A 13,051-nucleotide genomic window follows, 5' to 3' on the forward strand; every position below is an offset into this window, starting at 1 on the left:
TTTCGGGTCGGGCGTACGGCTCAGGCGGTGGCCTTCGACGACCAGGCCGTGCCCGCCGCCGCCTCGATCGCGGCGGCGGGTCGGACCGGCTGGTCGAACGGCAGGTCCCGGGCACCGCGCACCAGGCCGAGCTTGCCGAGGACGACATAGCCGAGCCCGGCCAGCAGCAGGGAGTTGAGCGCCGGGATCCCCCACCACTGGTAGTGGTCGCCGAGCCAGCCGAACAGGGACGCGGCGGCCCACAGGACGATCGTGGCCGGAACCCAGCTGGGTTCCGTCTCGGGCAGCCGCCCGAGGGAGCGGGACGCGTCCAGCTGCGGGCGCCACTTCTTCACCACGAAGTACTCGGCGACCATGATCCCGGCGACCGGCGGGGTGAGGACACCGAGCACCGTGAGGAAGTCGGTGAACCGGTCCAGGATTCCGGCCGCGGCGGCGAGGCTGCCGAGCACGCCGATCGTGACGGTCGTACCGACCCGGTGCAGCCGGACCTTGAAGAGCGCCTCGACGGCGCCGATCAGGCCGAGCGACGACGAGTACAGATTCCAGTTGTTGATCTTCACGGTGGCGGAGACCAGGACGATGACGCCGATGACACCGGAGGAGGAGGTGATGATGGCGATCAGGTCGGACGACTTCACCGCGTAGGCGAGCAGCACACCGCCGAGTCCGAGGACGTACTCGCCGAGGCTGATGCCGACGACGGTCTGCTTCACGACATCGCCGGTGTTGCGGTTGAAGCGGGTCATGTCCGGGGTGGTGACGGCTCCGACAATGTACGAGCCGGCGACTACGGTCGCGCCGGTGGCGATGGACATGTGGGCGCCGAACGGCGCGGACGCCACCAGATCCCCGATGTTGTGCCGGGAGAACTCGACGGTCATCGCCCAGCCGGCGAGGCCGAGGAAGGCGGGGACGGTGACGAACGCGGTCCAGCCCATGGCGCGGAAGCCGCGCAGCACGAGCGCGGTGACACCGAGGCCGCAGACGAGGCACCAGGCCCACACGGGCAGCGCGGGCACGATGGAGTGCAGCCCGGCCGCGAACACGGCCGTCTGCACACCGAACCAGCCGAACAGGCTGACCGCGATGACGAGTCCGATCAGGGTGGAGCCGTAGCGTCCGAAGCCGGTCCAGCGGACCAGCATCGAGGTGGACAGGCCCTCCCGCATGCCGGCGATGCCGACGAAGATGCAGACGATCTCCAGGATCACCGAGCCGAGCGTGAAGGCCCAGAACGCCCCCCAGAAGGAGAGCCCGGCGCCGAGCGCGGCACCCAGCAGGAACTGCGTCAGGTCGGAGAGCTGGCCGAAGCGCTGCACGGCGACGTTGAACCAGGAGTAGCGGGCCGCGCGCGGCACCCGCTCCAGCGGGTAGTCCTCGTCCGTCCGCGCCCGCGCCTGCTGCCGGTCCGGCTGCTGTCGGTCCGGCTGGTTCTGAGCGGATGGCTGTGGGTGCACATCGAACTTCTGGGTCACGGGGACGGTCCTCGGGTGGGCGGGGCGGGCAGGAGGGCGCAGCAGCACGGCACCGGGCCGCTGCGGAGGAGGAGGGAACGGGGAGTGGGGAGTGGGGGTCAGAGCGGGAGGGGCGGTCCCACGGCCCGTGCGCGAAGGAGCACAGCACCCGGCAGATACGGCACCGGCAGGTCCGGCTCCGCGTGGGTGTGTACGCGCCGGGGATCGGCCCCCGCCCGTACGGCACCGGCCCGGGCCAGGTCCCGCACCTCGTCGCGTACGGCGTCGAGACGGCGGCCGGGCCCTCGGTGGACGATGCGGTCGTAGTGGCCGCCGACCGGACTGGCCGCCGCGCCGAACGCCCCGGCGACGCCGCCGTGTTCGGGCCGTACGACATCGAATCCGGTGAGTACGCGGCCGGGCACGCCACCCGCGCCGCCGCCGACCAGGATCAGCGGGAGGAGTCCGGCCGCGGGACGCATCCGGTCGGCCGCCTCGGCCAGTTCGCGGTGGGCGTCGGCGCTCACGGTGATCAGGTCGGGGAAGCGCAGGCTGACCGGGACGCCGCCGATACGTTCGCCGGGGCCGGCCTCCTGCGGGTAGCCGCCGGTCAGGGCGCCGACCCGGGCCCGGCGCTCGCCGATGTCGGCGACCACGGCGTCGCGGAGGCCGGCCAGGAGTCCGGCGCCGCGAATGGTGCAGGCCGGGCCGCTGCCCAGGCTGAGTCCGGGCTGGCGGCGCAGATACTCCAGGCTCATCAGCGTGCCGTCGCTGCGGGTGACGAGGACGGCGGCACCGGGGGCGAGGCCGAGGCCGGGCAGGGTGGCAGTCAGCTCGTCCGCGACCCGCGCCACGAGCACGGACAGGGCCGCGTCGAGGACCGTGGCGTTCTCGCGGGCCAGCAGGTCGAGGGTGCCGACGTCGCTGGAGAGCAGAACGGTCGTTCCGGGGCCCGTCTCGGCGCGCAGGATCTCGGCGGCCTCCCGCTCCTGGCCGCCGTCGACGGGCGAGAACACGGCGGTGACCGCGAACGCCTCGGCGCGGCCCGCGAGTGCGGCGCCGAACCGGGCCACGGCGTCCCGGTCGAGCGGTGTGGTGTCACGGGGTGCCAGGCCACCGCCGCCCCTGACGTTCGCGGTACCCGCGCACACGGCGTCGCGCAGCGCCTCGGGCCAGCCGAACAGCGGCCGCACGGCGTCGGCGGCGGCGCCCCCGACGCGCAGCACTCCGACCCGGGCCAGCCCGTCCCGTTCCCGCACCGCGCGGGCGGCGACCCGCAGCCCCACGGCGAGCTGGGTGGCCCGGCGGCGCAGCTCGGCCGGCAGCGCGCCGACGGCGGCGCAGAGCGACCCGACGGCGTCACCGGCGATCGAGGGAACCTTGACGGCCCGGACCGCCCGGTCACCGTCGAGGAGGACGGCATCGGTGTTGGTGGGCCCGACGTCCACGCCGAGGATCACGGGGTGCCTCCCCGCGACGTGCGGCCGCCGGTGCGCGAGGAGCTGTCCCACGCGAGCCCGCCGGGCCCCGCGAAACCGCCGGGCCCGTCGGCTCCCCCGGCTCCCCCGAGACCTGCGAGGCCGAAGGCGGACGGGCCCGCGAGCCGCAGTCCGTCCGGCGAGTACCAGACCGGGGCGGAGGGCAGCGCGACGAGGTGGACGCGGAGGCCGTAGCGGACCTCCTCGACCGGGACGGCCCAGCCCGTCCGCACGTCGACCAGGGCGATGACGTCCGGCACGACCGCGAGCGGGGTGCCGTCCTCCAGCGCCGCGACGAACTCGCTGCGGGCCTCGATGAGCATCGTCCGGCCCGCGTCGGGGCCCCCGCCCTCCAGCAGGACACCCGTGGCGTCGTCGCTGTCGGCGCCCTCGGTGGCGTACCTCCGGACCGAGGAGACCTTGCCGGTCAGCAGGGGGGCCGGCCCTTCGCCGCGGCCGAGGGCGAGTGCGCGTGTGACCGATCCGGCGACGGCGTACCGGGCCGCCTGCCCGGCGGTGAGGGGGTAGTCGGTGGATGCGGCACGTCCGCCGAAGGCGGCGACGGCGGCACGGGCGAACCGTTCGAGATGCGCGCCGTCCACGTCGTCGATGACCACCGTGTGGCCGTGTTCGTCGGCGAGGACGGCCGGTCCCGGGCGCAGTCCGGCCAGTTCGAGGACGTTCTGGTCCATGCGCGGAAAGGCGCGGCCCATCGAGTCGGCGTCGAGCAGCGGCAGCCCCAGCCGGGCGGCCCAGGCGACGGCGACGCAGCCGTTGAGGCCGCCGATCTCGCTGCTCATCACGGCGGCCACCGGCGCACCGTGCAGGGCCTCGAAGCGGGCGCGCAGCCGTGCGGGTTCGTCCCGGCCGCCGATCCGCTCGGCGGCGACGGCGGGCGACCCCACCAGCCCGACGGGCATGACGAGCGCGTCGGCGGGCAGCGCGGCCGGGGCGACGACGGGCACCGGACCGCACTCCTCGATCGCCTGTCCGGCGACGGGCAGGGTCACATCGGCGGGTCCGCCGCCTCCTGATCCCAGGACGGCACAGCCCCGCGCGAAGTCGGCGAGTGCTCCGGCGTCCACGGTCATGGATCCCAGCGTAGGAAGGAGAAACACGCCCCGTATGGGCCGGTGGCTCACGGTTGAGCGGCCTGGTGTGCTTCCAGCACACTGGAGGGATGCCGAACATCCTGGAGCTCCTCTCGTCCCCCGGCCTCGACGAGGTCCGCCCGCTGGTGGGGCCGCTCGACGCGGTGGAGGTCACGGGGGTGCGCCTGGAGCCACGCCCGGACCGGCTCGCCGCCATGCCCGCCGGCACGGTCGCGGTGCTGCTGGCGCCGGTGCCGGGGCATCTGCTGGATGTCGCGGTGCGGGACGCGGCGGCCGCCGGGGCCGCCGCGCTGGTGCTGACGGGGGTGACGGAGGCCCCGCACGGGCTGCCCGCCGAGGTGACGGCCACGGCGCGGGCGCTCGCGGAACGGGGCCGGGTCGCGGTGCTGTACGCGGAGGGGGATCTCGCCGCTCTCGTGGTGGCCGTGGAGCGGGCTGTGGCCGGGTCCGCGGCGGACGCGCTGTCGCGGGTCGCCGCCGCGGCGCGGGAGGTGACGGCCGTCGCGGGTGACCCGGACCGGGTGGCCGCGGCGGCCGCCCGCGCCCTCGGCGTGCCGGTGGAACTGCGTGCGGCGGGGCCGGGTGAGGAGGGTGCCGCCGCCGCGGGCCCGGACGGCGAGATCCGGCTCGCGGCCCCGGCCCGCCCCGGTCACGCGGGGGCGGCGGTGCGCTCCGTCCTCGCGCTGGCGGCCCTCGCGGCGGCGGGCGGCGGGCACGGCGACGTCCCCGTGCGCTCGCGCGGCCGGCTGCTCGCCGAACTGCTCGCGGCCCCGCAGGACCAGGCCGTCCGGCTGGCCGCGCGGGGCCGGGCGCTCGCGCTGCCGGTGGACGGCTGGCACATCGCGCTGCGGGTGGAGGCGGGCGGCCTCGACGCCGCGAACCGTCCGAAGGCGCTGGACGCGGTGATGTCCCAGGCACTGACCCTGCTGCGGACCTGGGACGGCCCGGCGGCGCACCCCGGCGCACCCGTGCCCCCGCCCGCGGACACCGTGCAGTGGAACGCCGCCCTGGTCGACGATGCCCTCGTCCTGCTCAGCACCTGGCCCGCCGCCCCGGGGACGGACGGGCGCCGCGCCACCCTGGCCCGGGCCCGACGTGTGGTGCAACGGCTGGCCGGACCGCGCCCGGAGGCCGGGTTGAGATGCGGCGTGGGCTCACCACACCGGGGCCCCCTGGGCATCCGCACCTCCGCCCGTGAGGCCCGCGCCGTTGTGCCGCGCGGCGCGGGGCCGGCGGTGGCCGCGCACGACGCGGTGGGCCTCGACCGGATGCTGCTGGAGTGGTACGCCTCGGACACGGCACGTGAGGCGGTGGCCGAACTCCTCGCTCCGGTCCTGGCGTTGGGCCCGGAGCGCGCCGAGCCGCTGCTGCGCACGCTCCAGGGGTACCTGGACCACAACAACTCGCCCGCCCGCGCGGCGGAGGCCCTGCATCTGCACCGCAACGCGGTGGGCGCCCGCATCCGCAAGATCGTCCAGCTGACGGGCGCCGATCTGAACGAGCCGGATGTCCGCCTCGCACTCCAACTGGCCTGCCGCGCGGGCCTGTCCACGCCCCCGGGCGAGCCGACCCCGTTCCCGTCGCCCGACCTCCGGCCCTGACACCCGCTGCCCGCGGCACCGCGCCCGCCGCGGCCCCTCGACGGCGCATCGGTCCCGGAAACGGTTGACTCGGCACCAACACGCCTGTTCCACTGGGCAGATGCGTCCTCAGCTGCGGCTGGTCACCCGTGACCACATCGACTTCGGTCGAGTGTGGTCCGCCTCGTGTTGTCGCTGACCGCTCCCGCGTCAGCGCCGCAGACCACCGTTCCCCGCAGCACGAGATGAGGCTTTGCCATGCCCGTCGAGTTTCTCGGCATCGCAGCAACCAATGAAGGTTCCGAAGTGACCCCCCGGTCCGGGGCGTCCTTCGACAAGGAGTACACGCTCGCACTGGCCCGCGCGCACGAGGAGCACGGCTGGGACCGGGTGCTGTTCGCCTACGGTTCCGGCTCTCCCGATCCGTCCCCGGCCGCCGCCTACATCGCGGCCCGCACCGAAACGCTCCAGATCCTGGTCGCGCACCGACCCAACGTCTCGTACCCGACGTTCGCGGCCAAGACCTTCGCGACCCTGGACCGGATCAGCGACGGCCGCCTCGCCGTGCACTTCATCACCGGCGGCAACGACCACGAGCAGCAGCGCGAGGGCGACTTCCTCACCAAGGACGAGCGGTACGCGCGCACCCGCGAGGCCATCCGGATCATCAAGAAGGCGTGGACGTCGCACGAACCCTTCGACCACGAGGGCACGCACTACCGCTTCAACGACTTCGTGAGCGACACCTTTCCCGTGCAGCAGCCGCATCCGCGGGTCTCGTTCGGGGGATCCTCACCGGCGGCGTATGCGGCCGGGGGCGCCGAGGCCGACATCTACTGCCTGTGGGGCGAGCCGCTGGCACGGACCGCGGAGCAGATCGCGGCGGTGAAGGCCGCGGCGAAGGCCGCCGGCCGTACGGACGTCCCCAGGATCCAGGTCGCCTTCCGCCCGATCATCGCACCGACGGAGGAACTCGCCTGGGAGAAGGCCCACCGGACACTGGCCCGGATCAAGGCCCGCAAGGCCGGCGCGCCGCAGAGCCGCCGCCACCCGCTGAACAGCCCGGAGAACGCCGGCTCCCAGCGGCTCCTCGCGGTGGCCGCCGAGAGCGAGCGCCACGACCGGGCCCTGTGGACGCCGACCGCGGCGGAAACGGGCGGCGCGGGCAATTCGACGGCCTTGGTGGGAACGCCCGAGACGGTGGCGCAGGCGTTGCTGGACTACTACGACCTGGGCGTGGAAATCCTCTCGGCCCGCGGCTACGACCTGCTGGACGACGCGATCGACTTCGGCCGCCACGTCATCCCGATCGTCCGCGAGGAAGTGGCCAAGCGGGACGCGGCCCGCCCGGCGCACATCTTCAGCCCCTCCGGCGATTGAGGAGCGGGGGTCCGGGGGCGGAGCCCCCGGTTACGGGAAGGGGCGGGTAGGGGAACAGGCCCGCCGCAGGCGCACCCCCGCACCTCACCGCAAAACCCCACCGCACTCCGCCCCGGAATCCGCACCCAGCGGAACCCTCACCCCACGGAGCTGTAGGCCACAACCCCCCGCAACACCGCATCCACCGCCTTGCGCGCGCTCCGCGCGACAGAACTCCCCTCCCGCGGAGCCGCGGCCGCAATCTGCCCCAGCACGTCGATCACCTGCTTGCACCACCGCACGAAGTCCCCGGCCGGCATGTCCGCCTCGCCCAGCACCTCGTCCAGCGTCCGCCCCGACGCCCACATGTAGACCGCCCAGGCAAACCCCAGATCGGGTTCGCGCTGCCCGACCCCCTCCGCCTGGTTGATCTTGAATTCCTCCTCCAGGGCATCGAGCCGGCCCCAGATCCGGACCATCTCGCCCATCGCGGTCTTCGCGGGACCCGACGGCAGCTTGGGCGCCACCGCGTCATCGGCCTGCCGTGCCTCGTACACCAACGCCGAGACGCACGCGGCGAGTTCGGCGGGGTTCAGGTCCTCCCACACGCCGTCCCGCAGGCATTCGCTCGCCAGCAGGTCCAGCTCGCCGTAGAGCCGTGCGAGGCGCCGCCCGTGTTCGGTGACCTCATTGCCCCGCAGGTAGTCGAGCTCGGTGAGCAGCGCGACGATCCGGTCGAAGGTGCGGGCGATCGTGTTCGTCCGCCCCTCGATGCGCCGCTCCAGCTGCTTGGTGTCGCGCTGCAGCCGGTGGTACCGCTCGGCCCATCGAGCGTGGTCCTCCCGCTCGTCGCACCCGTGGCAGGGGTGTGCGCGCAACGCCGCCCGGTAGCGGGCGATCTCCCGGTCGTCGGCCGCCGGGGACCGCTCCTTGCGGTGCCGCTCCGGCGCTATGTGCCCGGCCTTCGTCCGCAGCGCGGAGGCCAGATCGCGGCGCGACTGGGGCGAGCGCGGATTGAACGACTTCGGTACCCGCATCCGCTCCAGCGCTTCCACCGGGACCGGGAAGTCGATCGAGGCGAGCCTCTTGACCTGCCGCTCGGCGGTCAGCACCAACGGCCGTGGCCCGTCGTGGTATTCGAGCCCGCGGTGCCCGTGCGCGTTGGTCCGTCCGGCGGACAGCCCCGGGTCGAGGACCAGCGCCAGTCCGGCGAACTTGCCGGTGGGTACGTGAATGACGTCGCCCGGCTTGAGCTTCTCCAGGGACGCCGCCGCCGCGGCCCGCCGATGCGACGCGCCCTGCTTGGCGAGCTCGGTCTCCCGGTCCTTGAGGTCGCGGCGCAGCCGCGCGTACTCCTCGAAGTCACCGAGGTGGCAGGTCATGCCCTCCCGGTAGCCCGCCAGCCCCTCTTCGTTCCGCTGGACCTGGCGGGAGATCCCGACCACCGACCGGTCGGCCTGGAACTGGGCGAAGGAGGTCTCCAGCAGCTCGCGCGAGCGATGCCGCCCGAACTGGTGCACCAGGTTGACGGCCATGTTGTACGAGGGCCGGAAGCTGGACCGCAGCGGATACGTCCGCGTACCCGCGAGTCCGGCCAGCGCGCCCGGGTCCATGCCGCGCTGCCACAGCACCACCGCGTGGCCCTCGACGTCGATCCCGCGCCGTCCGGCCCGCCCGGTCAGCTGGGTGTACTCGCCGGGGGTGATGTCGGCGTGCTGCTCGCCGTTCCACTTGACGAGCTTCTCCAGCACGACCGAGCGTGCGGGCATGTTGATGCCGAGGGCGAGGGTCTCCGTCGCGAACACGGCCTTGACGAGCCCTCGTACGAACAGTTCCTCGACGACTTCCTTGAACGTGGGCAGCATCCCGGCGTGGTGCGCGGCGATGCCGCGCTCCAGTCCTTCGAGCCACTCGTAGTAGCCGAGTACATGGAGGTCCTCGCCGGGGATGGACGCCGTCCGCTCCTCGACGATCTCGCGGACCAGTCGCCGCTTGGCGTCGTCGTTGAGCCGGAGTCCGGCATGCAGGCACTGCTGTACGGCGGCCTCGCAGGCGGCCCGGCTGAAGATGAACGTGATGGCGGGCAGCAGCCCTTCGGCGTCCAGCCGGTCGATCACCTCGGGCCTGGAGGGGGTCCAGATCCGGCTGCGCTGGCGGCGCTCGCGCTCGCGGTCCGCCTCGCGGACCATTTTGCCGCGGCGGCGCTCGCGCGGGTTGTATCCCCGCTGGTTCTCCATCCGGGCGAGCCGGACGAGGTCGGGGTTGACCTCGCGGCGTCCGGTGCCGCGGCCGCCGTGGTCGGTCTCCTCCTCGAAGAGGTCGTACATCCGGCGGCCCGCCAGGACGTGCTGCCAGAGCGGCACGGGGCGGTGTTCGGAGACGATGACCTGGGTGTCGCCGCGGACGGTGTCCAGCCAGTCACCGAACTCCTCGGCGTTGGACACGGTCGCCGACAGCGACACGAGGGTCACGGAGTCCGGGAGGTGAATGATCACTTCCTCCCAGACGGCGCCCCGGAAGCGGTCGGAGAGGTAGTGCACCTCGTCCATCACCACATAGCCGAGGCCGCGCAGCGTCTGCGAGCCGGCGTACAGCATGTTCCGCAGCACCTCGGTGGTCATGACGACCACCGGCGCATCGCCGTTGAGGCTGTTGTCACCGGTCAGCAGGCCCACCTTGTCCGGCCCGTAGCGCTTGACCAGATCGGCGAACTTCTGATTGGACAGGGCCTTGATGGGGGTGGTGTAGAAGCACTTGCGGCCCTGCGCGAGCGCGAGGTGCACGGCGAATTCGCCGACGATCGTCTTGCCCGAGCCGGTCGGAGCGGCGACGAGCACCCCCTTGCCGGCCTCCAGCGCCTCGCATGCCTCGATCTGGTAGGGGTCCAGATCGAACTCGTACAACTCGCGGAAGGGCGCGAGTGCGGTGGCCAGCTCGGCGGCGCGGATCCGAGAAGCCTGGTATCGCTCAGCTGGTGAGAGGTCCTCTGTCATCTTGCTTATGAGCCTACCCGCCACCTCTGACAGTGACGCGATCTTTAAATCACGGTGGGAGGACCCGGTGCGAGCACCCTCACCGCGCCCGGTACGCAGGTCGCGGTGAGCGGCAGCGCCCCGAGTTGTTCACCGTCCGCGTACGCCGTGACACCGGCTGCGGCCAGTTCGATCGAGGAGACCCGGTACGAGGTGACGTCGGGGTGGCCGAGGTGCGTTCCCTTGTAGACGCGCGGAAAGACCTTGAGGAGTGTGGTGCGGCTGCAGTCCCCGACGACGGTCACGTCGAAGAGCCCGTCGTCCATGACGGCGTCCGCGCAGATCCGCATGCCTCCGCCGTACGTCGATCCGTTGCCGACGGCGACGAGCGTCGCCTCGATCTCCCGGACCAGCCCCCCGTCCAGCCCGATGCGGTACGGGATGGGTCTGAACGCGGCGAGCTCGGCGAGGATCGCGAGATCGTACTTGAACCGTCCGCTGACCCAGCGCATCCGGTTGCCGCGGTCGTTGACCCGGGAATCGAAGCCGGAGGCGAGCACGGACCCGAACCACCGCTCACCGACCCTGCCGAGGTCGATCGTCCGGACCGCACCGCCCTTCAGCGCCTGGGCGGCGAGCCGCCCGGCGGCGGCCGGATCCCGTATCGGCGTCCCCAGGGCGCGGGCGAAGTCGTTCCCGGTACCCACGGCGACGACGCCGAGCGGGGTCCTCGTGCCGGCGACGGCCTGCAGGGCGAGGGACATCATGCCGTCCCCGCCCACGGCTATCAGCGCACCGGTGCCGCCCGCGACGGCCTCCCGTGCCCGCCGCAGGGCGTCGTCGGCGTCCTCGCCGAGAATCGTGCGCACGGAGAATCCGGCGTCCCGCAACGCGGAAGCGGCCGGCTGCGCGGCGTGCGCGCCCCGGCCGCGTCCGGCGGTGGGATTGACGAAAAGGGTGATCTCGCTGGTCACCCCGGGGACCCTACAAGGTCAGGTGATGTCGTCGTAACCGTTGGCCCGGTCACGGTCCGAGCTCGCCTGGGTGGGCAACGACCGTCCGGAGGAGACCGGTTCGATCTCACCGATGTCCTCGGGGGTGAGGTCCAGCTCCGAGGCCTCGTCGTCGGCGGGTCCGGCCGCCACGACCCGTGCCTTGCGGCGGTCGTTGAGGAGCGAGATCGCCGTGGCCACGAAGTAGAGCACCCAGATCGGTCCGGCGAGCCCCAGCATGCTCACCGGGTCGGTGCTGGGCGTGGCCACCGCCGCGAAGACCGTAATGCCCATGATCATGCCCCGCCACCAGCCGAGCATGCGCTTGCCGGTGAGGACCCCGCCGAAGTTCAGCATGACGAGCAGCAGCGGCAGCTCGAAGGAGAGCCCGAAGACCACCACCATGCGCGTGATCAGGTCGAGCAACTCGTCCAGCGGCAGCTGGTTGTCGAGGTCGGCCGGCGAGAATTCCAGAAGCACCCGCGCCATGGTCGGCAGCGTCTTGTACGCGAAGAAGCCACCGGCCAGGAAGAGCGGGAATCCCGCACCCACGAAGGCGAGCGAGTACTTCTTCTCGTGCTTGTGGAGCCCCGGTGCGACGAAGGCCCACAACTGGTAGAGCCAGATCGGCGACGACAGGACGACACCTGCCATCAAGGAGACCTTGAGGGCGAGGGTGAACGGGGTGAGCAGACCGTTCAGGACGATACGCGCGCAGGTACCGTCCTCCTGCTTGGTGAGTTCGGCGAAGCTGTACGCGCACCCGACCGACTTCAGCACCGGGTCGGTGAAGAACTCGATGATCTCCTTGTAGAAAAACGCGGCCACAATCGTGACGACGACGATCCCGAGCAGCCCCTTGGCCAACCGGTTACGCAGCTCACGCAGGTGCTCGACCAGGGGCATGCGCCCCTCTGGGTCCGTCTCCTGCTTGCGGGCAGACTTGAGCAACCCACGTCCTCATCTCGTGCAGCAGGCCCTCACCGATCAGGGCGCCTGCGTCGGCCCGTTTCTTGTCAGCGCTTGGTCGAGTCGGTCGGCTCGGCGACCGGCCGCGAACTGGTCACGTCACCGGGCGCGGCCTTGATGGTGCGCGGGGCGGCCTGGTCCTGGGCGGCGGTGTCGTTCGCCGGTTCGGCCGGGGTGGCCGACGGACTGCCCTCGGACTTCATGGCCTTGGCCTCGCTCTTGAGGATGCGGGCCGACTTGCCGAGCGAGCGAGCCATGTCAGGAAGCTTCTTCGCGCCGAACAGCAGAACAATGACGACGAGGATCAGGATGATCTCGGGAGCGCCGAGCCTTCCGAACATATGCGTGTACCTTCTCACCGAGGCAGCAGGGGTGGGGCGGATCGAACGTCGGACGGACGTCCGATCGTCGTACTGTCAGCGATCGTATCCCGCAGGAGTAAACGCAGGGCAATACCCATGCATCCTTGCGATTACGGCCCATGCCTCGCTCTCCGGGCCGCTTTCAGCAGCGTACCCCCCGAACCCGCGAAACTGGAGGCCGCGCCCGCTCCGTTCGATCGTCCCTGCTCACGGGGGTGCAGGGGCACGGCGCCCCGGGGTCACCCGAACGTGGGAGCGGTCCTTCTAGCGCAACGCCTCACCGGTGGCAGCGAGGTCCGTCGCAGCGCGTTCGAGGTCCTCCGCCGCCCGGTTGATGCGCTGGGTGGTTCGCGTCACCTGACGCCCCAGACGCTGGGCCTCGACGAAGACCTTGACGGCCAGCACCCCGAGGACGGCGATCCCGAGGAACCCCAGGGCGATGGCGAGCATGGGCCAGAACATGCGCAGAGCCTCGATGTGTCTAGGTGTCCGGAGTTCTAAAGGCCGGTGTGCAGGCGCAGCGTCCGCACGCCGCCGCCGGTGAGGAGCTCAACTATCCGCTCCCCGGCGGGTTTGCGGACGGCCGCACCGCACGCGGGGCAGGTGAAGGAGTAGAACGTCGTCCGGCGGCTGGCACCCACGGCGAGGCGGATGGCGCTCGCCGCCAGCTCGAACCGCTCGCGGCAGTCCGGGCAGGCGGCCTTGAACCGTACGGACTCGGGCACCACCACGGTCGGCACGCCTGACATCACGGACATATTGTTCATATC

11 protein-coding genes are annotated in these 13,051 nt (G+C 72.3%); 2 read left to right on the forward strand and 9 right to left on the reverse strand.

From position 1 onward, the window contains the following. Positions 1 to 20: 20 nt before the first annotated feature. From ACIOMQ_RS15800 to ACIOMQ_RS15810, 3 genes are all read right to left on the reverse strand, one after another. On the reverse strand, positions 21 to 1,478 hold the full coding sequence (locus ACIOMQ_RS15800; protein WP_401267389.1) for a purine-cytosine permease family protein: 1,458 nt from the start codon (positions 1,476 to 1,478) through the stop codon (positions 21 to 23). A 98-nt stretch (positions 1,479 to 1,576) separates the two neighbouring features. Then, complete coding sequence (locus ACIOMQ_RS15805; RefSeq protein ID WP_362211460.1) at positions 1,577 to 2,917, reverse strand: hydantoinase/oxoprolinase N-terminal domain-containing protein; 1,341 nt, start codon at positions 2,915 to 2,917, stop codon at positions 1,577 to 1,579. Continuing rightward, positions 2,914 to 4,026 (reverse strand): DUF917 domain-containing protein, encoded by a 1,113-nt coding sequence (locus tag ACIOMQ_RS15810; RefSeq protein WP_362211463.1) that lies wholly within the window; start codon positions 4,024 to 4,026, stop codon positions 2,914 to 2,916. The genes ACIOMQ_RS15805 and ACIOMQ_RS15810 overlap by 4 nt, the downstream gene beginning before the upstream one ends. Positions 4,027 to 4,115: 89 nt before the next feature. Here ACIOMQ_RS15810 and ACIOMQ_RS15815 point away from each other — a divergent pair, with 89 nt between their 5' ends. Both ACIOMQ_RS15815 and ACIOMQ_RS15820 read left to right on the forward strand, forming a co-directional pair. After that, positions 4,116 to 5,648 (forward strand): helix-turn-helix domain-containing protein, encoded by a 1,533-nt coding sequence (locus tag ACIOMQ_RS15815; protein ID WP_362211466.1) that lies wholly within the window; start codon positions 4,116 to 4,118, stop codon positions 5,646 to 5,648. Positions 5,649 to 5,885: 237 nt separating this feature from the next. Further along, entirely contained in the window at positions 5,886 to 7,007 is a 1,122-nt protein-coding gene (locus ACIOMQ_RS15820) for an LLM class flavin-dependent oxidoreductase (RefSeq protein WP_401267397.1), read from the forward strand. Between the two features lie 137 nt (positions 7,008 to 7,144). Here ACIOMQ_RS15820 and ACIOMQ_RS15825 read toward each other — a convergent pair whose 3' ends face one another. The 6 genes from ACIOMQ_RS15825 to ACIOMQ_RS15850 all read right to left on the reverse strand — a co-directional run bounded on the left by ACIOMQ_RS15825 (position 7,145) and on the right by ACIOMQ_RS15850 (position 13,048). Beyond that, complete coding sequence (locus ACIOMQ_RS15825) at positions 7,145 to 9,979, reverse strand: DEAD/DEAH box helicase (protein WP_362211471.1); 2,835 nt, start codon at positions 9,977 to 9,979, stop codon at positions 7,145 to 7,147. Between the two features lie 44 nt (positions 9,980 to 10,023). Continuing rightward, a complete protein-coding gene (locus ACIOMQ_RS15830) occupies positions 10,024 to 10,932 on the reverse strand; it encodes a diacylglycerol kinase (RefSeq protein ID WP_402189209.1) in 909 nt (302 codons plus the stop codon). A gap of 18 nt (positions 10,933 to 10,950) precedes the next feature. Then, complete coding sequence (tatC, locus tag ACIOMQ_RS15835; RefSeq protein WP_402189212.1) at positions 10,951 to 11,901, reverse strand: twin-arginine translocase subunit TatC; 951 nt, start codon at positions 11,899 to 11,901, stop codon at positions 10,951 to 10,953. 65 nt (positions 11,902 to 11,966) lie between these two features. Further along, positions 11,967 to 12,260 (reverse strand): Sec-independent protein translocase subunit TatA, encoded by a 294-nt coding sequence (tatA, locus tag ACIOMQ_RS15840; protein WP_362211480.1) that lies wholly within the window; start codon positions 12,258 to 12,260, stop codon positions 11,967 to 11,969. Between the two features lie 285 nt (positions 12,261 to 12,545). Then, a complete protein-coding gene (locus ACIOMQ_RS15845) occupies positions 12,546 to 12,743 on the reverse strand; it encodes a hypothetical protein (RefSeq protein WP_124718718.1) in 198 nt (65 codons plus the stop codon). 35 nt (positions 12,744 to 12,778) lie between these two features. Continuing rightward, positions 12,779 to 13,048: a hypothetical protein gene (locus ACIOMQ_RS15850; RefSeq protein ID WP_401267403.1), complete on the reverse strand. Its 270-nt coding sequence runs from the start codon at positions 13,046 to 13,048 to the stop codon at positions 12,779 to 12,781. Positions 13,049 to 13,051: the final 3 nt, after the last annotated feature.

The organism is Streptomyces sp. NPDC087845 (assembly GCF_044742755.1).
In the GTDB taxonomy this organism is placed as follows: domain Bacteria; phylum Actinomycetota; class Actinomycetes; order Streptomycetales; family Streptomycetaceae; genus Streptomyces.